Here is a 23,490-nt window from a genome sequence, read left to right as displayed (position 1 = left end):
AAATAAATCCATACTAAAAAACGAAAAGAGATAGAAAGATGTTGAATATTGTTCTTGTAGAACCCGAAATACCTAATAATACTGGAAATATTGGAAGATTATGTGTAGGAACTGAAAGCAGATTACACCTGATTCATCCGTTTGGATTTGTAATTAATGATAAAAACCTGAAGCGTTCCGGGTTGGATTATTGGGTACATCTCGATGTTTCTGAATATGCAGATGTAAAAGAATGGATTAAAGTAATTCCTGATGTATCACGAGTATTTTTAATGAGTTCACATGCCGAAAAATCATACCTTGAAACGGACTTTCAGGATGGAGATTGGTTGGTTTTCGGAAAGGAGAGTGTGGGACTGAGTAAAGAGGTCCTGGACCTGTTTGAAAATCATCTTACCATTCCTATGTCGAAACTCATCAGGAGCTTTAATATTGCTAATTCTGTTGCTTTTGTGGTAGGAGAAGCAAAGAGACAGATCAGTCTGAAATAGAGATAAGTTGTTTCAAAAGTCAAATTATTTGGCTTTTGTTATTCTGAACACAGACTGAAAGGCTGCGAACGTAGCTCAGAAATGGAGTGAAGAATCTCATAAATTGTATTGGTGAGATTCTTCTTTCGTCAGAATGACATTCTCGGGAGCCTCTTTTTTAATCGTTATGATAAGGTTTTCCCTGTAAAATCTGGTCCGCACGGTAAAGCTGTTCTACAATAAACAGACGGATCATTTGGTGGGTAAAAGTCATTTTCGATAAAGACATTTTTTCATTCGCTCTACTGTAGATCTCTTCAGAAAAGCCATAAGCTCCTCCAATCAGAATATGTATTTTCTTTACGGAGGAATTCATCCAGGTATCAATTTTCTGAGAAAACTCCCGGCTGGTAAACTGTTTTCCTTTTTCATCAAGAATCACTACCAGATCGTTTTTATCAATATGGTTTAAGAATAACTTGGCTTCTTCCTTTTTAAGAAGATCAGGAGATAGGTTTTTGGCATTTTTTACATCCGGAATTTCTGTAATTTCAAAATTCCAGTGTTTGGGTAAACGGTTGAGATAATAATTGATTAAAGAGGTAATTTCCTTATCATCTGTTTTACCGATACAAAGTAAACTGATTCGCATTGCAAGAATTTTCAGATGGCAAAGATAGGGTTTCGCAGTTAATTTGTTGCTGGTTTTTTGGTTGTAAGTTTTTTAGTTTAAACTCTAAAGTCCTCCCACTCTCAAATTCTCCCTTAATCCCTGCTACCCAACATCAGCGACCTGTTATCTAATTCCTGCCACCTATCACCTTATATCTTTTCCCTATTTAATTTAATTCCCCTACCTTTGTATAAAGACAAACAGATCGATGAGTGTAAAGGTTCCTAAATTTATTTTAAAGATTCAAGAGTTTTTTGACAGCATCCATATTCCTGTTTTAGGAATATCGCTTTGGCAGATGTTTCAGATCTATATCTCCGGGATTTTTAAAGGAAAAATTGGAAGAAAAGCGGCTGCTATTTCTTGGAGTTTTACCATAAGTCTCTTTCCGTTTATTCTGTTTTTGCTTTCTGTTCTGCCTCATATGCCGCTATATGATGAGCTTCAGTTTTATATTTTTGATGTACTGATGCATAATGTTTTCCCTTCCAACATGGAAGGAGACGTGAAAGGATACATTGTAAGCAATATCATTCCGAATATGAAAGGAATCAGTAACCTGACCATTCTTCTGGCTCTTATTTTTGCGACCAATGGTACATTTTCCCTAATTAATGGTTTTAATGAAAATACAGATGAAAAATTAAGTGATGTAAAAGAGTTTATTCTTTCATTTTTTATCACGATAGGCTTTATTACCATCGTTTTTTTAACACTGTTTGGAGTGTATTACGCAGAGGTTGTAATGAAACTTTTTACTCCGGCTTATGATGTAACGTGGCTTGTAGACAACCTTTCCAAGATTATCGGGTTTGTTTCTTTCCCGCTTTTTTACTTTATACTTCTGACCTTATTTTACTGGCTGGGTACTGTGAAGATTACAAGATTCCGACAAGCGGTTCCGGGAGCTATTCTGACTACAGTATTATTTGTGGTTACAACGTATATTTTTGCTATTTATGTAAAAGATATAGCCCGATATAACGTTCTTTACGGGTCTATAGGAAGCATGATTCTGCTGATGGTTTGGGTGAATGTCAATGTATATCTCCTTTTATTCGGAAATGAGCTGAATATGGCGATCCGAAAACTCAGAATAGAAAAGCTGTTGTCTGATGAGATTGAGAAGGAAGCTTCAGGATATCACACCCAGATTACTGAACCTGACTTTGATAGTGATGAGGAACATAAAAGAAAATTGGAGAACCGGAAGAAAGATTAATTCTCTTCCAGTTCAGGGTTTTCTTTTGAGCTTACGCTAAGTATGGTAAATCCTGCAATGGCAGCGATAAAAGACGCAATCAGGATGGCAAACTTCGCTTCATCCTGAATCGGAATTTCTCCTTTGAAGGAAAGCAATGCAATAAAAATGGACATCGTAAACCCGATTCCGGCTAACAACCCTACACCAATCATTTGTAACCAGTTACTGTTTTGAGGCAGGGAACTGAGTTTTAATTTGATGGCAATCAATGAGAATAAATTGATCCCGATCAGCTTACCCAACACCAATCCACAGATAATTCCCAGACCTAACGTACTTGTCACTCCTGCGACCATTTCACTGGAGAAAGTAATATTGGTATTCGTTAAAGCAAATATGGGCATAATGAGAAAACTTACCGGAATATGAAGCTGATGCTCCAGCTTTTCCAATGGTGAAATTTCTACATTCGAAGCATTGGTAGGAATGGAAAATGCAAGCAAAACACCCGCTATCGTAGCATGAATTCCGGAATGATGGAGGAAATACCATAAAAACAATCCCGGAATGATATAAAATATTGTTTTGGTTACTTTTAAAAAGTTTAAAATAAAAAGTAGGGCAGTCACTCCAAAAGATAGGAGAAGATAGCTCCAGTGGATTTGCTCTGTATAGAAAATCGCAATCACGAGGATCGCTCCCAGGTCATCTACAATAGCTAATGCCGCTAAAAATATCTTGATAGAATTAGGAATTTTTTTACCTAACATCGAAATGATAGCCAGAGAAAATGCAATATCGGTTGCCATAGGAATTCCCCAACCATTGCTGTATTCCGTTCCTGTATTGAAAATGCTGTAGATTACTGCAGGGACAAGCATTCCGCCTACTGCTGCAAAAATAGGAAGGGAGGCATTTTTAAAGGATGAAAGTTCACCCTCTACAAGTTCACGTTTTATTTCAAGGCCTACCAGAAGGAAGAAAACTGCCATTAATCCGTCATTGATCCAGATGCTGACAGGATATTCCAAACCAAAAAGATGAGTTCCTACTTCCTGGTCTAAAAAATGCTGAAAGTTCTCTGCAGCAGACGAATTGGCAATAAGCAATGAAATAAGTACACAGAAAATAAGAATAATTCCTGAGGACTGACTGTTGTTGAAAAATTTTTTAAAATAAAGAGATAAATTCATGTTTACGATTGTACTCGTCTCACTCTGGAAACACCATTAATATTTTTAAGTTTTTTAAAGGTCTCTTCTAACTGACCTTTATTTTTGACTTCGAGGTTGATATTTCCTGTGAAAACACCATTGTTGGATTCAATAGACATACTTTTCATATCCATTCCCATACTTCCACTGATGACAGTGGTGATATCATTAATCATACCCATTCTGTCAAGTCCTTCAATTTCAATTTTTACTCTGTTTTTAAAGCTTTCCGCATTCACCCACTTGGCCGGAATAACACGATAATCGTACTGAGCTCTCAGATTGATGGCATTCGGGCAGTTGTCACTATGCACTTTGATTCCGTCTGAAATCGTGATGAATCCGAAAATTTTGTCTCCCGGAATTACGGTACAGCATTTTGCATACGTATAGTTAAGCTTCTCTTCGTCCTTCCCAAAGACAATCATGTCAAGGTTTTCCTCTTTCAGATCCTCGAAATGCTGACTTTTATTAGGCGATTTTCTGAATCTTGAAAGTAAATTGTTGAATACGTTTTTACTTTCTATATATTTTCTCAGGCTGCTTACATCCAGTTCATTACTTTGGAATTTAAGGAATAGCTCCTGGGATGATTTTAAATTAAAGAACTTTTGCAGTTTATTAATTTCTTCATCATTAAAATTAATTTTCGCATGACGAAGTTTTCTCTGCAGAATTTCTTTTCCTTCTTCCACCAATTGGTTTTTCTGAGAGTTCAGATAACTTTTAATCTTGGATTTGGCTTTCGATGTTACTACGAATTCCAGCCAGTCAGATTTAGGCTTCTGATTCTGTGACGAAAGAATATCTACCTGATCTCCGTTTTGAAGGATGTAGGAAATAGGAACCAGTTTTCCATTGATCTTGGCACCTAAGCATTTCATTCCCAGATCGGAGTGAACAGAGAAGGCAAAATCCAGAGCGGTAGCATTGGTCGGAAGGATTTTAATTTCTCCTTTTGGCGTAAAGACAAATACTTCTTTGGAATATAAGTTAAGCTTAATGTTATCCAGAAGCTCCGAGGTGGAAAGATTCTGCTGCTGTTCCAGTACTTCACGGATCTCGGTTACCCATTTTTCAAAATTTCTGTCATCAGAACTCTGTTTGTAACCTTCTTTGTATTTATAGTGTGCAGCAACTCCTTTCTCAGCAATTTCATCCATTCTTTCCGAACGGATCTGTACTTCAATCCACTTTTTATCAGGGCCTAAAACCGTTAAATGTAAACTTTCATATCCTGTAGAACGGGGCTGGGTAATCCAGTCACGCATTCTGGAAGGGTTACTGTGGTATACATCCGTAACGATAGAGTAGATCTTCCACGCCAGAAATTTTTCATTTTTTGCATCCGATTTATAAATAATTCTGATCGCATAGTTATCAAAAACCTCTTCAAAGGAAACTCCCTGTTTCAGCATTTTTCTGTAGATGGAAGAAATAGCTTTCGCGCGGCCTTTGATTTTAAAGTTTAAGCCTTCTTCATGAAGTCTTTCAGATACTTCTTTTTTAAATTCTTCGATATATCTTTCACGGCTTTCCTTGGCCAGTTCCAATTTCTCCGTGATCTCGTTATAGACTTCGGGATTATTATACTTTAAAGAAAGATCTTCCAGCTCGGATTTGATATTATACAATCCAAGACGGTGAGCCATTGGAGCGTAGATGTAAACCGTTTCGGAAGCAATTTTTTTCTGCTTGTCCGGAGCCATGCTTTCCAGAGTCCTCATATTATGGAGACGGTCTGCAATTTTAATCAGAATCACCCTGAAATCCTCAGATAATGTCAGTAAAAGTTTTCTGTAGTTTTCAGACTGTACAGAGATATTCTGATGGTTCATGATGGAAATTTTCGTCAATCCATTCACGATATTGGCAATCTTCTCACCAAAGATTTTTTTCAGATCTTCGTAGGTATAATCAGAATCTTCAATCACATCGTGCAGAAGTGCACAGGCAATAGAAGTAGCACCCAGACCAATCTCTGTTGCTACAATCTTAGCAACAGCAATAGGGTGGTAGATGTAAGGTTCTCCGGATTTTCTCCTTTGATCCTTGTGGGCATCCAGCGCGATATCGAATGCCTTTCGGATGAGCTTATTATTTTCCTCATCCAATGTTCTGTATGTATTAGAGATCAGGTCCTTATATCTGGCAAGGATCTCTTTATTCTCTTGTTCTAAATCGTAGCTCATTTGTGCACATGCCTATAATTAGACGAAAATACGAAATTTTTTAGTTTTTTCAAACATAAAAGATCCGCAGTATACACTACGGATCTTCAGTTATTAGATTTTATATCGATTAGAATTTGACTTCAGAATTCATACCGTCACTTGATGTTTTGATTTTAATATCAGGGCTGCTGTGGATTTCAGCTCTGTTTCTTGCATCAATATACCTTTTGATGGTATCGTAATTGGTTTCATTGATGTTCATATTTTCAAATAAGTAGGATTTCAATGCTGCATTCTGAACAAATGCATTCCGTGCAAGGTCAATCTGAGTAAGATCATTAACGGTAACACTTGCCAAATATTGGGAATTACCGGAACCATCATTAAGGTATACAATGTAATCTGAAGTTCCGAATCCTGAATTTTCCAGATCACTTTCCAGTTTTTTGTAGTCGCTGTGATGACCAAATACTCCAGCTAATATATGTGACATAGTTAATTGGTTTTAAAGTTCCCATTAAAGTTAGTAATAATTTTCTGATTATCATTGCATTTAAGTCAATATAATTTGTTAATTAATATTCAGTTTTCAATAGATGATGATAATGTTTTAAGAATGATTGTTGAACGGGTGTTTAATTTTAACAATTTGGATAATATTCGTTTCCATCTCCTGATAATTTCCTTGTTCTAAAATAAAAAGCCCTGAAAATAACTTCCAGGGCTTCTATTGGTTAAAAAATTGATTAAATTTAAATTCTTTCGTTTTAATTTCCTCTACAATTTCAGGATTTAAAAGTGTACTGATGTCTCCGAAATTACTGAAGTCACCCTCTGCAATTTTTCTCAGAATTCTACGCATGATCTTTCCGGAACGTGTTTTCGGAAGCCCGGAAACAAACTGTATTTTATCCAGTTTCGCAATGGGTCCGATCTGATCCGAAATTAACTGATTGATCTCCTTTTTAAGATTTTCTTTATCACGTCCTTCTCCGGTTTCTTTAAGCATTACATAGCCATACAGCGCATTTCCTTTGATGTCATGAGGGTAACCTACAATGGCGGATTCTGCAACAGCCGGATGCTGGTTGATGCTGTCTTCAATAGGTGCTGTTCCAAGATTATGTCCTGAAACGATAATTACATCATCTACACGCCCGGTAATTCTGTAATAGCCCACTTCATCCCTCAAAGCTCCGTCTCCTGTAAAATATTTTCCAGGGAAAGCTGTGAAATAAGTTTCTTTATATCTTTGATGGTCACCCCAGATGGTTCTTGCAATTCCGGGCCATGGAAAACGGATACAAAGATTTCCTGTTACCTGATTTCCTGTGATTTCATTGCGCTTATCATCCATCAGAACTGGTTGTACACCTGGTAAAGGAAGGGTAGCGTAAGTAGGCTTTGTAGGCGTTACAAAAGGAAGCGGTGAAATCATGATTCCTCCTGTTTCCGTTTGCCACCATGTATCTACAATCGGACATTTTTTCTTTCCGACATGGTCATTGAACCAGTGCCATGCTTCATCATTGATAGGTTCACCTACTGAGCCAATGACCTTCAGAGAACTTAGATCATGTTTGTCTACCCATTCTGTACTTTCTTTTGCTAAAGAACGGATCGCAGTAGGTGCCGTATAAAACTGAGTGATCTTGTGCTTTTCAATCACTTCCCAGAAGCGGTCCGGTTCCGGATAAGTAGGAACTCCTTCAAAGATCACTGTAGTAGCACCGTTCAACAGCGGCCCGTAAAGAATATAGGAGTGTCCTGTGATCCATCCGATATCTGCCGTACACCAGTAAATATCATTTTCTTTATAGTTGAATACATTTTTAAAAGTATATGCGGTGTACACCATATACCCGGCGCAGGTGTGCAGCATTCCTTTTGGTTTTCCTGTAGATCCTGAAGTATAAAGAATGAAAAGAGGATCTTCAGAATCCATAATGACAGTAACGAAATCAGGAGAAGCTTTTTCATACAGATCGGCCATCCAGTAATCTCTTCCTTCTTTCATGGTAATTTCGTTGTGGGTTCTCTTTACCACAAGAACTTTCTCCACGGTCGGCGTTTTTTCCAGCGCATCATCTACAATGCTTTTCAGATCCAGAACTTTATTACCTCTGTAGCTTCCGTCCGATGTGATAACCATTTTGGCTTCACAGTCGTTGACCCTTGAAGCCACTGCTGAAGCTGAGAATCCTGCAAAAATAACAGAATGAACAGCTCCCAGTTTTGCACAGGCAAGCATCGTAACGGCCAGTTCAGGAATCATGGGAAGATAAATGCAGACCCTGTCTCCTTTTTCAATACCCATATCACGCAAAACATTGGCCGTTTTATTCACCCGGGTGTATAATTCATTGTAAGAAATATGCTGTGCTTCTTCCTTAGGATCATTGGGTTCCCAGATGATTGCTGTTTTTTCCCCTCTTATGGTAAGATGTCTGTCGAGACAGTTTTTGGTAATATTGAGTTTCGCATTTTTAAACCAGGTGATCTTCGCTTCATTCATGTCGTACTTAACAACCTTGCTCCATCTCTGATACCACACGAAGTTTTGATCTGCAACTTTATCCCAGAATTTTTTAGGATTTTTGATAGACTTCTTATAGTCTTCAAAATATTGTGGTAAATCTTCTATTAAGTAATTTCTCATATCCCTTTCGTTTTTTGAAATTTGAATTTATTATATTTTAAATTTATGTTTAATTTCCCGTTTAAGCTCTATAAACCTTGATTTTTTCCTGGATTTCCTCAATGATTTTTTCATCATCAATAGTGGATGGAATCTGAAAATCTTTACCGTCCAGCAGTGTCCGGATCAGCTTTCTTAAAATTTTTCCGGATCTCGTCTTGGGTAAACGTTTGACAACCATTACGTTTTTTAAAAAAGCAACTGCTCCGATTTTGTTGCGAACCATCTGAACGATGTCTTTTTCAATATCTTCTTCAGAAATCGCCGAGCCGTTTTTCAACACCACCGTGGCAAAAGGAACCTGTCCTTTTAAATCATCATCAATGCCTACAACAGCGCATTCGGCAACATCAGGATGTGAGGAAACAATTTCTTCCATTTCGGAGGTCGAAAGCCTGTGTCCTGCTACATTAATCACATCATCCACTCTTCCTGTGATGAAAATATAACCGTCTTCATCCTGAATAGCTCCGTCTCCCGAAAAATAATACCCTTTATACTGAGACAGATAACTGCTTTCAAAACGGGCGTAGTCTTTCCATATTCCAAGCATGGCGCCAGGTGGGAGGGGAAGTTTGATCACCAGATAACCTTCATGATGAGGATTGAGTTCGTAACCGTTTTCATCAAATATCTTAATATCATATCCCGGAACAGGCTTTCCTGCAGATGCTCTTTTGATCTGATAATTTTCATCATGAGTCAACAACCCCAGCATTGGCCAGCCGGATTCTGTCTGCCACCAATGGTCTATTGCCGGAACACCAATATGTTCTGCAAACCAGTCCAAAGTGGCAACATCGCATCTTTCACCAGCGAGAAACTGTTTTTTAAAATGGGTTAAATCGTATTTTTTTACCAGTTCTCCGTTCGGATCTTCTTTTTTAATAGCTCTGATAGCAGTAGGGGCCGTAAACATCACCGAAACTTTATATTCTGAGATAATTCTCCAGAAAGTTCCTGCATCAGGAGTCATGATGGGTTTTCCTTCAAAAATAACAGTCGTGTTTCTATTGATTAAGGGTCCGTACACAGAAAAGCTATGGCCAACCGCCCATCCGAAGTCTGAAGCAGCCCAATACGTTTCTCCCGGCTCAACACCATAGACATAAGTCATTGAGAATTGTAATGCCGTGGCATAACCTCCTGTGTCACGAACGATCCCTTTAGGCTTTCCGGTAGTTCCTGAGGTGTAAAGAAGGTAAAGCGGATGAGTGGATTCTACAGAAACGCAGTCCGCAGGAGCTGATTTTTCTACCAGTTCTTCATAATCAATAAGTCCGTCAAACATTTCATCCTGATTATCTACTAATTTTCTGTTGTATACAACAATATTGTCTACTTTGTCCTGAGCCAGCTCAATTGCTTTTTCTACCAGTGGCAGATAAGGGATTCTCTTTGCAATTTCGACACCGGCCGTGGCTGTGATTAAAACTTTCGGTTTGCAGTCATCAATTCTGACAACAAGCTCATGAGGTGCAAAGCCTCCGAAAACCACATTGTGAATCACCCCGATTCTTGCGCATGCCAGCATGGCAAAAAGTGTCTGCGGAATCATAGGCATATAAATAACGGCTGTGTCTCCTTTTTTTAACCCTAAAGAAACCAATCCTCCTGCCAGTTTTGCTATTTCCTCTTTTGCCTGATGAAATGTGTAGGTTTTCTTCTGATGGGTTACAGGAGAATCATAAACGATCGCAACCTGATCTCCGAAGCCGTCTTCAATGTGTCTGTCAATACATAAGTAACACATATTGAGCTTCCCATCAGAAAACCACTGTGGGTAATCGTTTTCACCATTGGAAAGAATCTGCTGCGGAAATTCAAACCATTGTATTTTCCCGGCCTGTTCCTTCCAGAAGTCTTCTTTGTTTTCTATGCTTTGTTTAAATAAGGTATCTGTATTCATATCATTAGTTGTGTGTTAGTTTTTTATCCTTGTCAAGGTTTTAAATCTTGACAAGGATAAGTAGTCGTATCATTGCGAGCCGCAGGCGAAGCAATCTCTTAGAACATCTCCTCAATTTGTTGCATCAGTTTTTTTATTGAATAAGGTTTGGTTACATAGGCATCTGCACCCATTTCCAATCCTCTTTCAATATCTCTTGGGTTATTTTTAGCACTTAGAAAGATCACTTTGGTGTCTTTCAGTTTTTCATCCTGTTTAATAAGATCCAGGGTGCTGTAGCCATCAAGATTCGGCATCATGATATCTAGAAGAATCACATCCGGAACCATGGTTTTCAGAAAGTCAAGGACTTCCATTCCGTCACGGGCAATATAAACATCATATCCGTTTTTCTTAAAGCTGTATTCCAACGACATCAATATTTTGTGTTCGTCATCCGCAATGATTATCTTTCTCATAAGAAGGTTTTAATGGTGTTCAACTTCATCTGTAATCTCTTTTTTAGTTTTTTTGGGAATGTTGATGGTGAAAGTTACGCCCAGCCCGCTGTTTTCTGCTTTTATACTTCCTCCGTGTGCCTCTACAATTTTTTGGAAATGGCCAATCCCAGTCCGCTTCCTGTAGGCTTTAATATGTTTTGGTTTTTCGATTGATAAAATTTATCAAAAATCATTTCCAGATCCTCTTCCGGAATATGCTTTCCGGTATTGAAGATGGTAATGATCAGCTGCTGATCTTTTTCAAACAATTTGGTCTGAATGGTGCCGTGTTCTTCCGTAAATTTTAAAGCGTTTCCCCAGATATTCTGAAACAGCTGAATCATTCTTGCTTCATCATATTCAAATATAGACTGATTCAGGAGATTAACTTCACTCAAATGAATATTTTTCTGCTGTATCAGGTGAAGAAGCGGATTCAATGCTTTTTTATACGTGTCAACAATATTGTTTTCCTGAATATGCAGAGAGATTTCACCATGCTGCAATTTATCCAGATAAAGAATATCATTGATGATTTCGCTTAATCTGTCGGATTCTGTGATGATGTTGTTTAAAAACTCCTGTTTGATGTCAAAAGGGATATCATCGTCATCCGCTAAAATTTCTCCTGCTGAACGGATGGCCGTAATCGGAGTTCTTAGCTCGTGAGCGACAGAATCCAGAAAATCGTCTTTTTGGCGGTCTTTAATAATCAGACTTTCATTGGCAGTCCTCAGATCATTAGATAGTTTCTGAAGTTCTGCAGACTGTTCGGTAAGCTTTTTATTTAAGCTGATATTTTCCTGAGATTCTTCGAGAATATTTAAAACTTCTTTTAAAGATATTTTATCTTCCTTGGTTACTCCTTCAATCAATATTTTTGCGGAAGCTGTACCGATTCTTCCGGCCAAAAGGTTTTCTGAGAATTTGATAAACCTTGAATCGGCTGTCTCAGTATTGGAGTCGATGTTATATTTTAAATTAAAAATCCTTAAGGCCTGTTCCGTTTTATTCTTACCTAAGAAACGTTCCAGAATATTCTGAATATCAGAAATATAGGCTGTTCCTCGCCAGATAAAAGCATTTTCGTGATTCTGAATGTACTTATCGATGTCTACGTAAAGCTCAGCAAAGTTTCTTTCACGGTAATTTCCTTTTGAACTTACGGAAACAATTGTAAACAGGCTTGTATTGACCAGCATCGACCAGAAAAAGATCTGTGGAATTCTTCCTAAATAAGGAATGGTAAAAAAACCGAAAGCATTATACATATCCCTCAAGACCCCTTTAAATTCCTGATTGTACGAAAAATAATACTGGGGAATAATCAGCCCGAAATAGCATATTACCAATCCGGCTAAAAGTCCTGTAACAGCACCTTTATAGCTTCCTCTTCTCCAGAATAAAGCTCCGAAAAATGCAGGTGCCAGCTGTGCAATCACGACAAATGAGATTAATCCTACCGAATCCAGGGAAGTTTTCAAAATGAAATACTTGTAGAAGGCAAAAGCCATAATGATCAATGCGAAAATACTGAACTTCCTGATATTGGTGATGATTCTTGTATTTTGCTCCTCGCTTTCAGATTTTAATTTTCCCAGCAATCCGTATGGAATGATGAGATTGTTGGAAAGCATGATGGATAAAGTAATGGCAGAGATAATGATCATGGAAATACATGAGCTCAATCCTCCAAGAAAGACGAATACTGTGATCAAAGTATTGTCGAAATGCTGTGGAATCAGAATAGAGTAGAACTCAGGATTTACTTTCTGTCCGTCAAAAATTAATCTTCCTCCCCAGGCAATCGGGAAAATAAATACAGTAAAGATTAGAAGGTAAAGCGGAAAAAACCAAATAGCTGTTCTGATGTGCTTTTCCTGCCTGTTTTCAACAATAGCAGTGTGGAACTGTCTTGGGAGAATGCAGATCGCTGTTGCGGAAATCATGCAGAGAACCATCCAGTTCAGGGCACCTTCAATTCCGTTGAAGGTGTTTTTTTCTTTAAAATCTTCAAATTTACTGGCTTTCTCATAAATATCTGAGAAACCATCAAAAACATAATAAATAACGAAAAATCCGAGAATGATAATGAAAAACAGCTTTAAAAAACTTTCCAGAGCAATGGCGGAGATAATTCCAAGCCGTTTTTCTGAAGCATCCACATATCGTGTTCCATAATAAGAAGAAAATAAAGCGATTAAAATTACCACGAAAGTTGCATTATCAGTCAGGATATCTTTTGACATCGGAGTTTCAGTTACCAGATGGAAGGTTTCAGAAATGGCTTTAATCTGCAACCCGATATAAGGAACTATCGCCAGAAGGCAGACTATCGTGATAATGGCACTCAGGCTTCTGCTGTTCCCGTATCTCAATGAAATGAAATCGGCCAGGCTGCTTATTTTGTTGACCCTTGAAATTCTTACAATCCGGGTATTGATATAGATCCATGCCGGAATAATCATAATAGGTCCAATGTAAATTGGCAAATAGTTTAATCCGCTTGTCGCTGCCACACCGATACTTCCATAATACGTCCAGGCAGTACAATATACAGCAAGAGATAAAGCATAGATGTATGGATTATTGATCCAAAGCTTGCTTCTTTTCTTCTCTGCCAGGTAGGCAACTAAGAAAAGGAGGGCCAGATAAAACAGAACGACAAAAAATAATGCGAAACTACTCATCATGTCTTTTTACAATTACAAAAGAAATCACAATGGAAATCATCCAGACCACGAACAGATAAATAAGGATCATAGGATAGCCCAAAACTTCCCTGTCACTATTGAAAAGAAGTGAAATAGGAATGCTGAAAGCAATCATAAGCCCTACGCTCAGTATGATAAGTTTTTGTTCGTGTCTTTTTTTCATAATTATTTTATTTCCTTACTGAAGCATATCGCTTCTTCACGTCCGATGTAAATTCCATAATTTTCAATGACCTTATATTCGTTTTTCAGATAAAACTTTACGGCATTGTCATTTTTTTACGGGTTTCCAGATAGATGTATTTATAGTCAAATTGTTTTGCGGCTTTTTCTAACGCTGAGAGAATCTTTCCGCCTAGGCCTATGTTTTTTTCCAGGGAGAACATGCGTTTAATTTCACATATTTCTGGTGAAAGGGGGCGAAAACCTCCACAGGCTATGGGTTTTTCATCACTTACAGCAATGAGGAACAAAGCTTTCTCCTGAGAAAAGTCATCAAGGTCTGCACTTTTGCTTCCACTCTCACCAGAGATTGTAATAAGAGAAGTATTTAATCTGCAGATGAGGTCAATAACGTTCTTATCCTGAGAAGGACGGGGAATTGCTTTAATCGTGATATCCATTTTTTTATAATTGATAACAGATCATTGATGAATGCCGCATTCATCAATGATCTGTTTTTTGCTTTTAAATTTTATCGTCAGAATATTCTCCTTTTAAGGCGTAATAACCGAAAACTGCCATTCCGCCTGAGATAATCGGCATCAGTACAAAAAGAATGATGATGCCAAAAACCAGATCTTCCTGTTTTCCGGAAGTTATTTTCGGGATTCCCAGTACGGTAATTCCGAAGTAACCCACAATTACTGCTATTGCGATCCAGAGAATGCCTAATATTTTTTTAGTCCGTTCATTTTAGTAGTTTTAAAATTAATAAAAATTTGAGTGATTCAGTACCTAATCGTGAAGATTATTGTTCTTATTTTTAAGATAAAATAATCCGATGATCAAACATACGGCAGCGACTCCAATCGGGTACCAGAGTCCTTCCAGATACCATGTTGCATGTCCTGCTTCTTTTCCTGTAGTCACCAGATAAGTAGCTACCGCTGGAAGAAGTCCTCCAAATACCCCGTTTCCAATATGATAAGGTAATGACATTGAGGTGTAACGGATTCTCACAGGGAACATTTCAACAAGGAAGGCAGCGATAGGTCCGTAAACCATCGTTACAAAGATCACCTGGATGAAAACAAGGAATACCAGGTACCATTTGGTGTTGTCACTTAATTTTAAACTTTGAGAAACTTTGGCTTCTTCCGGTTTTCCGTCTTTCATAACAATCCCTGAAGGTGACCAATGAACTACGCTGTCTTTTTTAATTAAAGTTCCGTCTGTATAAAGTGTTTCTTTGTGAAAAGTCACCAGGCTGTCTGTCGCAATATCATTGTGGATTTTAGCCGTTCTTTTTTCTGTAATTCCATTGGCTGCAATCGTTTTGTTTTCTAGGTTTACACTTTTAAACATGCTGTCGTAAATAGGTCTGTACGCTAAAATAGCGATCAGCATTCCGGTCATCATCACTGCTTTTCTGCCGATTTTGTCAGAAAGCCATCCAAAGAATACAAAGAAGGGTGTTCCTAAAAATAAAGCCGTAGCCATCAATGAATCTACCTGCGCCGATTCTACATTCATGACCTTTTGAAGGAAACTCATGGCATAGAATTGTCCTGTATACCAGATTACACCTTGCCCCATCGCAGCCCCGAATAAAGCCAATAGTACAAATTTGAAATTGTATTTGTTTCCGAAACTTTCCTTTAAAGGGTTTTTGGACGTTTTTCCCTCGCTTTTGGCTTTCGCAAAAAGGGGAGATTCTTTCATGTTCTTTCTGATAATGTAAGATACAGCAACCATCAGAATAGAAATCCAGAATGGAACTCTCCATCCCCACGTATCAAATTCTTCTGCAGAAAGAGTGGTCTTGGTGATCAGAATAACAATTAATGAAATGAAAAGTCCGGCTGTTGCTGTAGTCTGGATCCAGGAGGTCCAGTATCCGCGGCGATGAGGTTGTGCGTATTCTGCGACATACGTGGCAGCACCTCCGTATTCACCTCCTAAAGCAAGCCCCTGAAGTAATCTTAAAATTAAAACCAAAACCGGCGCCAGAAATCCAATGGTTTCATAACTTGGAATACATCCGATCAGGAAAGTGGAAAATCCCATAATCAGTAACGTAACCAGGAAAGTATATTTTCTTCCGATAAGATCTCCCAGTCTCCCGAAAAATAATGCCCCGAAAGGTCTTACTACAAATCCGGCAGCAAAAGTAGCCAGGGTAGATAAAAATGCGGCAGTAGGATTATCCGCAGGGAAAAATTTGGTCGCTAAAACAACGGCCAGACTTCCAAAGATATAGAAGTCATACCATTCTATCAATGTTCCGAGAGATGAGGCAGTGATCACACTCCAGATGGTGCGGTTTTTCTGCCTGTCGGTCATATTTTCGTAGCTTTCGTGATGATTTTCGCTCATATTGATTAGTTTTTGATGTTAGTGGAATAGGATGTTAATTATAATTTTTTTGAACCATTAAAACCTTACAGGTAGATCTGAAACTGTACAATAAATTCTCCTTTAGAAGAAGGACTTTCCGTAGGATTTGTATAAACAGGCCTTGTGGAATACTGTGTCGTTATTTTTGCGTGATGTCCGTCTATAAACCAATTGGCTCCAACATCGAACTGAGATGAAGATTTATCAAAAGCCTCAAAACTTTTACGAGTATAAGCAGCAAAAGGCTGTATTCTGATTTTTGGCTTTTCTGCCTGACTCGGTAATAGTAAACCTGCCTGGGCGTAGATAATATTACCTGTTCCAATGGTTGGCTGTAGATTTCCTGGTCCTGCAATGGCTTTATTCCCTATAAAATTAGGATCAGAAGCGCCAATATTCATGGTTCCCAGATTTCTTACATAGTTCGGTCCGAAATTGTAATTATAATATCCGGCATAGGCAGAAACGGCCATTTTATTTTTTGCCTCACCCAAAGGAATATCTGCAAACGCATCTACAGCAAAAAGGGTAATATCATGTTTTTCAATGTTTGAATTGACAGAAGTTCTTGTTCCGTCAGCCTGATGATAAAAACCGGCACCTATATTGAAGACTTTCTTTGTTCCCAGGTAAGATCCAACTTTAAAAGGAAGTGTGTTGGATTCTTCATCAAGGAACTGATATTCAACATACCCTGCTTTTGAAAAACTGGGATTTCCGTTATTATCAACAGCGACTGCTTTTGAAGGATCTGTTACATTCACAGGAACAAGATCTGTGGCGAAAGGTTTATTTAAACTGAAACGATATTCCAGTTTTCCGTACTTTCCTTTGGCAAACATTCCAAGCTGTCTTGCAAACTGATCTGAATTATCAATCAAAGGCCATGAGAAAACAGGAGAATCTAATGTAAGGAAGTTAAGCGTCGAAGCCATGGTCATACGGGAAAGTCCCATATAGTAGTGTAGTCCGGCCCCTAAAGTTAAACTGAATTTTCCCGCTTCTCCAGGTAAAATAACTGCATATTCGTTCCAGGCATCATGAAAGAACAGCTGGGTTTTCTTTCCGTTTCCATAACCTCCTGTTCCTGAGGTGCCTGAAGCGCCGCCATTGATGAAAGTCTGATTATTAATTCCGAAATGGAGCAGGATCATATATCTCTTAGAGATCTGTGCGTATGTTAATGCACGTAACCTTCTGTTTCCCAGACTCCATGAGTTGTCAGCAGGTTCACTGCCTACCATGGTTCCGGGGTTCATAGATGTATTTCTTACCCAAAACTGGTCCCATAAAATAAATCTGACGAATTTATCCCCGTTTTGGTTGAGGTTAAGTTTTAAGCCACTGCCATAATCAGGAGAGCCTTGTGAATATAAGGAACTGCTGATTAAAGCTAATCCAATGAATGTAAGTAATTTCTTCATAAATTATCAATTTTTGGCGTTGTTTTTTGTGAATGCCAAATTGTAATTAATAATTTATTTATGAAAATTTAATATATATTAGTGGTAATAGTATAGTTAATATTTAGTAGAATTTGATTTTCGTGATGCGGGGTTCGAGGTTTGGGGTTTAAGATTTTAAAATTATAATTTTTTAAATATTTGATATACAGTTTTTTTGTAAGAGTATTTTCACCTCGGTTTTAAAACTTCATGACTCGCATCCCGCGAAACCCACATCCCGAAACCCGCGCTACTTTTTAAACCGTTCCCACTTAATCAGCATATATTTATCGGCAAATTGTGTGATGATAATTCCGGAGTTTTTAATATTCTCTTCCTGAGCGATATACTCAATCAGTTCGCTTTGCTTTAGTATCTTATAAACAGGATGGAATTCAGAATGGGGCGGCCTTGTGATATTGTATTTTTTAATCCATGAGCTTATGGTAACATGGGAAACACCGATAATTCTTTCAATTTCACGATAACTTAAGCCTTCCAGATAAAGCTGAAGAGCTTTGGTTACATAGTAATCATCTATTTGCTTTCCCAGTTTTTTAACGGTAAAATAATAGTTGCAGTCTTTGCAGTGGAAGCGTTGTTTATTGTTGATGATACCGCTTTTTACTACTTTGATACTCTTGCATTTAGGACAGGTGTTTTCCATAACTATATTATTTTAGCAAATATATAATAAATTAGCAAATGTACATTTTTGTGTAAAGATAATTTTACCTGCTTAAAATTTTAAAACAAAAAAAATATCTTTTTAATTTGGATTTAAAAGAAATTATATTTTAAATTTGCCAAAAAAATTAGATAAATAAATGGAAATAGAAATTTCCTCATGCGAACATCTAATGTATGTGAGTGAAATACAGCAGGAAATGTACGATTCTGCACAGCGCAGAGGAACGGGTATCGCAAAACGTTCTATAGAATATTTGAGTAAAAAGATTTCAGAAGGCAATGCTGTGGTAGCCACTGAAAACGGAGAGTGGGTAGGTTTCTGTTATATAGAGACCTGGTCACATGGGAAGTTTGTGGCTAATTCGGGGCTGATTGTGTCACCGAAATTCAGGAACGGGGGAGTAGCGACTCAGATCAAGCAGAAAGTTTTCCAGTTATCTAGAGATAAATATCCGGATGCGAAAGTGTTTGGATTAACAACCGGTTTGGCAGTAATGAAAATAAATAGTGATTTGGGATATAAACCCGTGATCTATTCTGAACTGACTCAGGATGAAGAATTCTGGAACGGCTGCAAAAATTGTGTAAACTATGAAATTTTAATGATGAAGGAACGTAAAAACTGTCTTTGTACAGCCATGTTATTTGTTCCGGAAAACGATAAAAAAAAAGAGGAGGTAGTGAATAATCTGCCTGAAAATAAATATGATGGAATGATTCAGAAAGATTTTGATGAATTCCATGTGACCATTAATAAAAATAAAAAGAGTCCAGATGAAAAAGAAAGTCATCTTAGCGTTTAGCGGAGGTTTAGATACTTCCTACTGTGCTAAATATCTTAGTGAAACACTAGGGTATGATGTGTATGCCGTTACTGTAAACACCGGAGGTTTTTCAAAAGAAGAAGAAAAAGAGTTGGAAAGAAAAGCCTTAAACCTTGGAGTAAAAGAGTACAGGTGCGTAGACGCTCAGGAAGATTACTATAATTCATGTGTGAAATATTTGATTTTCGGGAATGTATTGAAAAATAATACCTATCCTCTATCGGTAAGTGCTGAACGTACTATTCAGGCGCAGGAGATTGCAAAATATGCCATTGAAGTACAGGCAGATGCCATTGCTCACGGAAGTACAGGAGCAGGGAACGATCAGGTTCGTTTTGACTTGATTTTCCAGGTGATGTGTCCAAATATTGAAATTATTACTCCAATTCGTGATATGGCTTTGTCCCGTGAAGAAGAAATTGAGTTTTTGAAAGAACACGGTTATGAAATGGAATTTCAAAAAGCTCAATATTCTGTCAATAAAGGACTTTGGGGAACTTCAGTAGGCGGTAAAGAAACACTGACATCCAGAAATTACCTGCCGGAAGAAGCTTTTCCATCCCAGATTAAAGAAACTCAGCCTTCAGAGCTGGAGATCGAGTTTAAAAACGGAGAAGTGGTAGGAGTCAATGGAGAAAGCTTTGAACATTCAGTATACGCCATTCAAAAAATAGAAGAACTGGCTTCAGCATATGGAATTGGTCGTGATATTCACGTAGGGGATACCATTGTTGGGATTAAAGGACGAGTAGGATTTGAAGCGGCAGCAGCATCGGTGATTATCAAAGCGCATCATTTATTGGAAAAACATACGCTTTCAAAATATCAGCAAATGATGAAGTCGCAGTTATCCGACTGGTATGGAAACTGGCTTCATGAAGCACTTTTCTTAGATCCTGTCATGAGAAATATTGAGTCGTTCTTGGTAGATTCTCAGAAAACAGTAACCGGGAAAGTATTTGTAACCCTTCATCCTTACAGATTTATTCTTAACGGAATTGAATCTGATCATGATCTGATGTCCGACAAATTCGGAAGCTATGGAGAAGCGAACAGAGCATGGACGGGAGAAGATGTAAAAGGATATACGAAGATTGTAAGCAATTCTTTAAATATATACCACCAGATTAACCAAAATATCAACTAGTTCCGCAAGGACGATGTAGTGAAAGGCAGAACAAAATGCTGTCAGAATTAAAATGAAGAAAACAGTAGGAATTATTGGTGCCAACGGTTATACAGGAAGTGAGCTGATACGCTTACTGGCTTTTCATCCCCATGTGACATTGAGTTTTTTATATAGTCGTTCGAATTCGGGAACAAGAATTTCGGATCTGTACCCGGATTTAACGACAGTTTGTGAAATGGTTTTGACGGATAAGCCTGAAGACGTGGATGTTCTTTTTCTATGTCTTCCTCATAAAGAAAGTCAAAACTGGTTAACGCAGAACCCTGTCAAGGATGAAACGCTGGTGATTGATCTTGGAAACGATTTCCGCTTAGAAGGAAATTTCGGAAACAGAAATTTTATCTACGGATTGCCGGAAATTAATAAAAAACAACTAGTGGGTGCTAAAAGTATTGCGAACCCGGGATGTTTTGCTACGGCCATTCAATTGGCTTTGCTGCCATTGGCGGAAAAAGGAGTGTTGAATGAGGTCTTTACCACAGGGATTACGGGTTCTACGGGAGCCGGGCAGTCTCTGCAGGCAACCACTCATTTTACCTGGAGAAATGATAATGTTTCAGCCTATAAAACATTAACTCATCAACATGTGGATGAGATTTTGCAGCAGCTGATTGCATTCAATAATAAAGAAGTAAACCTGAACTTTGTTCCTTGGAGAGGAGATTTTGCAAGAGGGATTTTTACAAGTTCCACCATGAAGACGGAGCTGGAGCTGGAGGAAATAGAACATTTGTATCAGGATTTTTATGCAGAGGAGCCTTTTGTTACAGTAAGCAGGAAGGCAGTGGATTTAAAGCAGGTTGTCAATACCAATCGCTGTGTGATTCAAATCGAAAAGAGTGGAAATGTTGTCGTTATTCACTCAGCGATTGACAATTTGTTAAAAGGTGCTTCGGGGCAGGCCGTACAGAATATGAATCTGGCTATGAACTGGGAAGAAAATGCAGGATTAAACCTGAAACCGATAGCATTCTAATATAGAAAGTAGATGGATGTATGGGAACTCGAAACCCGAATCCCGCATCATTCATTATTTATCAATTATCATTTATAAAAAGACATGAATTTATTCAACGTATATCCATTATTCAACATAAATCCGGTTAAAGCACAGGGATCTTTTCTGTGGGATGATAAAGGAGAACAATATCTTGATTTTTACGGAGGTCATGCTGTGATTTCTATCGGGCACAACCATCCACACTATCAGAATAAGCTGAAAGATCAGCTTGAAAAAATTTCTTTCTATTCCAATTCTGTTCAGAATGAATTACAGACTGAACTGGCAGAAAAATTAGGAAAGCTTTCAGGATATGAAGATTATAACCTTTTCTTATGCAATTCTGGAGCAGAAGCCAATGAAAATGCATTGAAGCTGGCTTCATTTCATAACGGAAAAAGCAAAGTGCTTTACTTTTCAGGCTCATTTCACGGCAGAACTTCTGCAGCGGTTTCAGTGACTGATAATCCGAAAATTGTAGCTCCGGTTAATTTTTCTGAAAGATTCATCAAATCAGAATGGAATGATATACAAGAGCTTGAAGAAACCTTTGAAAAATTTGGAAATGAAATTTCATCCGTAATCATCGAAGGAATTCAGGGAGTAGGAGGAATTATGATTCCAACACCGGAATTTTTATCTAAAATCAAAGAATTATGTGAAAAATATGATACTGTTCTTATTTTGGATGAAGTGCAGTCCGGGTATGGGAGAAGCGGATATTTCTTTGCGCATCAGGAATTTGGTGTAGAAGCAGATATTATTACTACGGCTAAAGGAATGGGAAATGGTTTCCCTGTGGGCGGAGTTTTAATCCATCCTAAATTCGAGGCAAGCAATGGTTTGCTTGGAACTACATTTGGAGGAAATCATCTGGCTTGTGCAGCTTCAATTGCTGTGCTGGATGTCATGAAAGATGAAAATCTTCTTGAAAATGCACAACAGATGGGTGAGTATATTGAAAATGAAATTAAAGATTTACCACATATTAAATCTATCCGAAGGAAAGGATTGATGATCGGAATAGAACTCGACAGAGACTGTTCAGAAGTAAGGAAAGAATTACTGTTTGATCATCATATTTTCACTGGAAACTCTAATGATAAAAGTGTTTTAAGGATTCTTCCGGCACTGAATATCAAAAAAGAGGAAACAGATCTTTTCATCAGTGCCCTGAAGGGGGTATTGGAAAATATCTAAGGGATTTAAAAACAAAATCTTTAAAATTACTTTAAAATGAAATGGATATTCCATTTGTCCATTGAAAAAAAATAGAAAATACCAAATGAAAAAATTTACCTCTGTAAGTGATGTAGAAAACTTACAGGAAATCATAAAAAAAGCTTTACAGATAAAAGCAGACCCCCTTACTGGAACACAAAAAGGAAAGGGAAAAACAATCGGACTTGTATTTTTAAACTCAAGTTTGAGAACCCGTCTGAGCAGTCAGATTGCAGCTCAAAATTTAGGTTTAAATGTGTTGACATTAAATGCAGCACAGGAAGCCTGGAATCTTGAATTTGCTGACGGAGCGGTGATGAACGGCGACACTGTAGAACATATCAAAGATGCTATCGAAGTGTTAAATCAATATTGTGATATCATTGCGGTACGTTGTTTTGCAGGGATGAAGAGCAAAGAAGATGATGTGAATGAAAGCATCCTAAGCCAGTTTGAAAAGCATGCAAAAGTACCTGTTATTTCTCTGGAATCAGCTACCCGCCATCCACTGCAAAGTTTAGCAGACTGCATCACCATTACAGAAAATTGGAAAAAAGACCATAAACCAAAAGTGGTATTAACCTGGGCACCGCATATCAAACCTATTGCTCATGCCGTTGGAAATTCTTTCGCAGAATGGATGCAGGAAATGGATGTAGAGTTAGTGATTACAAACCCCGAAGGGTATGATTTAGATAAAAACTTCACAAAAGATGTGAAAGTAATCCATGATCAGGATGAAGCATTGAAAGATGCAGACTTTATCTATGTGAAAAACTGGTCTTCTTTTGATGACTACGCAGCAATGCCTGAAGTAAAGGGTGAGTGGATGCTTACGAATGAAAAACTAGCGCATACCAATGATGCGAAAGTAATGCACTGTCTACCGGTTCGCCGTAATGTGGAACTGAGTGATGAAGTGATGGATGGAGATCATTCTATCATTTATCAGCAGGCAAAAAACCGTATTTTCTCCGCACAGGCTGTGTTCAGTGAAATTTTAGATGAATTGAAAGCCCAATAATAA

Annotated in this window: 21 protein-coding genes; 7 read left to right on the top strand and 14 right to left on the bottom strand. The window is 37.9% G+C overall.

What is annotated here, in order from left to right; all coding sequences use genetic code 11:
• The first annotated feature begins 38 nt into the window (after positions 1 to 38).
• The gene (locus tag KBP46_RS06485) at positions 39 to 491 is read left to right on the top strand and encodes a tRNA (cytidine(34)-2'-O)-methyltransferase (RefSeq protein ID WP_062670732.1); all 453 of its coding nucleotides are present in this window, start codon (positions 39 to 41) and stop codon (positions 489 to 491) included.
• 157 nt (positions 492 to 648) lie between these two features.
• On the opposite strand, the gene rlmH is transcribed toward KBP46_RS06485, so the two are convergent.
• Positions 649 to 1,122, bottom strand: a complete 474-nt coding sequence (rlmH, locus tag KBP46_RS06480) for a 23S rRNA (pseudouridine(1915)-N(3))-methyltransferase RlmH (RefSeq protein WP_062670730.1) — start codon at positions 1,120 to 1,122, stop codon at positions 649 to 651.
• Between the two features lie 229 nt (positions 1,123 to 1,351).
• Here rlmH and KBP46_RS06475 point away from each other — a divergent pair, with 229 nt between their 5' ends.
• Positions 1,352 to 2,365 (top strand): YihY/virulence factor BrkB family protein, encoded by a 1,014-nt coding sequence (locus tag KBP46_RS06475; RefSeq protein WP_062670728.1) that lies wholly within the window; start codon positions 1,352 to 1,354, stop codon positions 2,363 to 2,365.
• On the opposite strand, the gene nhaA is transcribed toward KBP46_RS06475, so the two are convergent.
• From nhaA to KBP46_RS06410, 13 genes are all read right to left on the bottom strand, one after another.
• Complete coding sequence (gene nhaA / locus KBP46_RS06470; RefSeq protein ID WP_034696273.1) at positions 2,362 to 3,540, bottom strand: Na+/H+ antiporter NhaA; 1,179 nt, start codon at positions 3,538 to 3,540, stop codon at positions 2,362 to 2,364. The two genes, KBP46_RS06475 and nhaA, sit on opposite strands and share 4 nt — an antisense overlap.
• A gap of 2 nt (positions 3,541 to 3,542) precedes the next feature.
• The gene (locus KBP46_RS06465) at positions 3,543 to 5,753 is read right to left on the bottom strand and encodes a bifunctional (p)ppGpp synthetase/guanosine-3',5'-bis(diphosphate) 3'-pyrophosphohydrolase (RefSeq protein WP_062670724.1); all 2,211 of its coding nucleotides are present in this window, start codon (positions 5,751 to 5,753) and stop codon (positions 3,543 to 3,545) included.
• A 109-nt stretch (positions 5,754 to 5,862) separates the two neighbouring features.
• Positions 5,863 to 6,228, bottom strand: a complete 366-nt coding sequence (locus tag KBP46_RS06460; protein WP_062670722.1) for a hypothetical protein — start codon at positions 6,226 to 6,228, stop codon at positions 5,863 to 5,865.
• Between the two features lie 234 nt (positions 6,229 to 6,462).
• A complete protein-coding gene (gene acs, locus KBP46_RS06455) occupies positions 6,463 to 8,394 on the bottom strand; it encodes an acetate--CoA ligase (protein ID WP_216444951.1) in 1,932 nt (643 codons plus the stop codon).
• 61 nt (positions 8,395 to 8,455) lie between these two features.
• Positions 8,456 to 10,342 (bottom strand): AMP-binding protein, encoded by a 1,887-nt coding sequence (locus KBP46_RS06450; protein WP_216444950.1) that lies wholly within the window; start codon positions 10,340 to 10,342, stop codon positions 8,456 to 8,458.
• A 98-nt stretch (positions 10,343 to 10,440) separates the two neighbouring features.
• Positions 10,441 to 10,800: a response regulator transcription factor gene (locus KBP46_RS06445; protein ID WP_062670716.1), complete on the bottom strand. Its 360-nt coding sequence runs from the start codon at positions 10,798 to 10,800 to the stop codon at positions 10,441 to 10,443.
• A 122-nt stretch (positions 10,801 to 10,922) separates the two neighbouring features.
• Positions 10,923 to 13,514 (bottom strand): histidine kinase dimerization/phospho-acceptor domain-containing protein, encoded by a 2,592-nt coding sequence (locus KBP46_RS06440; protein WP_253297228.1) that lies wholly within the window; start codon positions 13,512 to 13,514, stop codon positions 10,923 to 10,925.
• Positions 13,504 to 13,698, bottom strand: a complete 195-nt coding sequence (locus tag KBP46_RS06435; protein ID WP_062670711.1) for a hypothetical protein — start codon at positions 13,696 to 13,698, stop codon at positions 13,504 to 13,506. The genes KBP46_RS06440 and KBP46_RS06435 overlap by 11 nt, the downstream gene beginning before the upstream one ends.
• Before the next feature lie 97 nt (positions 13,699 to 13,795).
• Positions 13,796 to 14,158: a GNAT family N-acetyltransferase gene (locus tag KBP46_RS06430; protein WP_216444949.1), complete on the bottom strand. Its 363-nt coding sequence runs from the start codon at positions 14,156 to 14,158 to the stop codon at positions 13,796 to 13,798.
• Positions 14,159 to 14,222: 64 nt separating this feature from the next.
• Positions 14,223 to 14,432, bottom strand: a complete 210-nt coding sequence (locus KBP46_RS06425) for a DUF6814 family protein (RefSeq protein WP_216445461.1) — start codon at positions 14,430 to 14,432, stop codon at positions 14,223 to 14,225.
• Positions 14,433 to 14,492: 60 nt separating this feature from the next.
• Positions 14,493 to 16,073 carry an MFS transporter gene (locus KBP46_RS06420; protein WP_216444948.1) on the bottom strand — a complete coding sequence of 527 codons (1,581 nt, stop codon included), beginning with the start codon at positions 16,071 to 16,073 and terminating at the stop codon, positions 14,493 to 14,495.
• Between the two features lie 65 nt (positions 16,074 to 16,138).
• Positions 16,139 to 17,518 (bottom strand): porin, encoded by a 1,380-nt coding sequence (locus tag KBP46_RS06415; protein ID WP_216444947.1) that lies wholly within the window; start codon positions 17,516 to 17,518, stop codon positions 16,139 to 16,141.
• A 271-nt stretch (positions 17,519 to 17,789) separates the two neighbouring features.
• On the bottom strand, positions 17,790 to 18,206 hold the full coding sequence (locus KBP46_RS06410; RefSeq protein ID WP_062670701.1) for a helix-turn-helix domain-containing protein: 417 nt from the start codon (positions 18,204 to 18,206) through the stop codon (positions 17,790 to 17,792).
• A 160-nt stretch (positions 18,207 to 18,366) separates the two neighbouring features.
• Here KBP46_RS06410 and KBP46_RS06405 point away from each other — a divergent pair, with 160 nt between their 5' ends.
• The 5 genes from KBP46_RS06405 to KBP46_RS06385 all read left to right on the top strand — a co-directional run bounded on the left by KBP46_RS06405 (position 18,367) and on the right by KBP46_RS06385 (position 23,487).
• Positions 18,367 to 19,032: a GNAT family N-acetyltransferase gene (locus KBP46_RS06405; RefSeq protein WP_062670699.1), complete on the top strand. Its 666-nt coding sequence runs from the start codon at positions 18,367 to 18,369 to the stop codon at positions 19,030 to 19,032.
• The gene (gene argG / locus KBP46_RS06400) at positions 19,004 to 20,200 is read left to right on the top strand and encodes an argininosuccinate synthase (protein ID WP_123277955.1); all 1,197 of its coding nucleotides are present in this window, start codon (positions 19,004 to 19,006) and stop codon (positions 20,198 to 20,200) included. The genes KBP46_RS06405 and argG overlap by 29 nt, the downstream gene beginning before the upstream one ends.
• A gap of 52 nt (positions 20,201 to 20,252) precedes the next feature.
• Entirely contained in the window at positions 20,253 to 21,218 is a 966-nt protein-coding gene (gene argC / locus KBP46_RS06395; RefSeq protein WP_123277954.1) for an N-acetyl-gamma-glutamyl-phosphate reductase, read from the top strand.
• 84 nt (positions 21,219 to 21,302) lie between these two features.
• The gene (locus KBP46_RS06390) at positions 21,303 to 22,442 is read left to right on the top strand and encodes an aspartate aminotransferase family protein (protein WP_062670693.1); all 1,140 of its coding nucleotides are present in this window, start codon (positions 21,303 to 21,305) and stop codon (positions 22,440 to 22,442) included.
• An 85-nt stretch (positions 22,443 to 22,527) separates the two neighbouring features.
• A complete protein-coding gene (locus KBP46_RS06385) occupies positions 22,528 to 23,487 on the top strand; it encodes an N-acetylornithine carbamoyltransferase (protein ID WP_216444946.1) in 960 nt (319 codons plus the stop codon).
• The last annotated feature ends 3 nt before the right edge of the window (positions 23,488 to 23,490 follow it).

This window comes from Chryseobacterium sp. PCH239, from assembly GCF_018924625.1.
In the GTDB taxonomy this organism is placed as follows: Bacteria; Bacteroidota; Bacteroidia; order Flavobacteriales; family Weeksellaceae; genus Chryseobacterium; species Chryseobacterium cucumeris.
Note: the sequence above shows the minus strand (reverse complement) of the source record. Positions and strands in the feature narration are given on the sequence as shown.

Coding starts and splice junctions, on each gene's coding strand:
- KBP46_RS06485 (WP_062670732.1), top strand. CDS start 39: ATGTTGAATATTGTTCTTGTAGAACCCGAAATACCTAATAATACTGGA.
- rlmH (WP_062670730.1), bottom strand. CDS start 1,122: ATGCGAATCAGTTTACTTTGTATCGGTAAAACAGATGATAAGGAAATT.
- KBP46_RS06475 (WP_062670728.1), top strand. CDS start 1,352: ATGAGTGTAAAGGTTCCTAAATTTATTTTAAAGATTCAAGAGTTTTTT.
- nhaA (WP_034696273.1), bottom strand. CDS start 3,540: ATGAATTTATCTCTTTATTTTAAAAAATTTTTCAACAACAGTCAGTCC.
- KBP46_RS06465 (WP_062670724.1), bottom strand. CDS start 5,753: ATGAGCTACGATTTAGAACAAGAGAATAAAGAGATCCTTGCCAGATAT.
- KBP46_RS06460 (WP_062670722.1), bottom strand. CDS start 6,228: ATGTCACATATATTAGCTGGAGTATTTGGTCATCACAGCGACTACAAA.
- acs (WP_216444951.1), bottom strand. CDS start 8,394: ATGAGAAATTACTTAATAGAAGATTTACCACAATATTTTGAAGACTAT.
- KBP46_RS06450 (WP_216444950.1), bottom strand. CDS start 10,342: ATGAATACAGATACCTTATTTAAACAAAGCATAGAAAACAAAGAAGAC.
- KBP46_RS06445 (WP_062670716.1), bottom strand. CDS start 10,800: ATGAGAAAGATAATCATTGCGGATGACGAACACAAAATATTGATGTCG.
- KBP46_RS06440 (WP_253297228.1), bottom strand. CDS start 13,514: ATGATGAGTAGTTTCGCATTATTTTTTGTCGTTCTGTTTTATCTGGCC.
- KBP46_RS06435 (WP_062670711.1), bottom strand. CDS start 13,698: ATGAAAAAAAGACACGAACAAAAACTTATCATACTGAGCGTAGGGCTT.
- KBP46_RS06430 (WP_216444949.1), bottom strand. CDS start 14,158: ATGGATATCACGATTAAAGCAATTCCCCGTCCTTCTCAGGATAAGAAC.
- KBP46_RS06420 (WP_216444948.1), bottom strand. CDS start 16,073: ATGAGCGAAAATCATCACGAAAGCTACGAAAATATGACCGACAGGCAG.
- KBP46_RS06415 (WP_216444947.1), bottom strand. CDS start 17,518: ATGAAGAAATTACTTACATTCATTGGATTAGCTTTAATCAGCAGTTCC.
- KBP46_RS06410 (WP_062670701.1), bottom strand. CDS start 18,206: ATGGAAAACACCTGTCCTAAATGCAAGAGTATCAAAGTAGTAAAAAGC.
- KBP46_RS06405 (WP_062670699.1), top strand. CDS start 18,367: ATGGAAATAGAAATTTCCTCATGCGAACATCTAATGTATGTGAGTGAA.
- argG (WP_123277955.1), top strand. CDS start 19,004: ATGAAAAAGAAAGTCATCTTAGCGTTTAGCGGAGGTTTAGATACTTCC.
- argC (WP_123277954.1), top strand. CDS start 20,253: ATGAAGAAAACAGTAGGAATTATTGGTGCCAACGGTTATACAGGAAGT.
- KBP46_RS06390 (WP_062670693.1), top strand. CDS start 21,303: ATGAATTTATTCAACGTATATCCATTATTCAACATAAATCCGGTTAAA.
- KBP46_RS06385 (WP_216444946.1), top strand. CDS start 22,528: ATGAAAAAATTTACCTCTGTAAGTGATGTAGAAAACTTACAGGAAATC.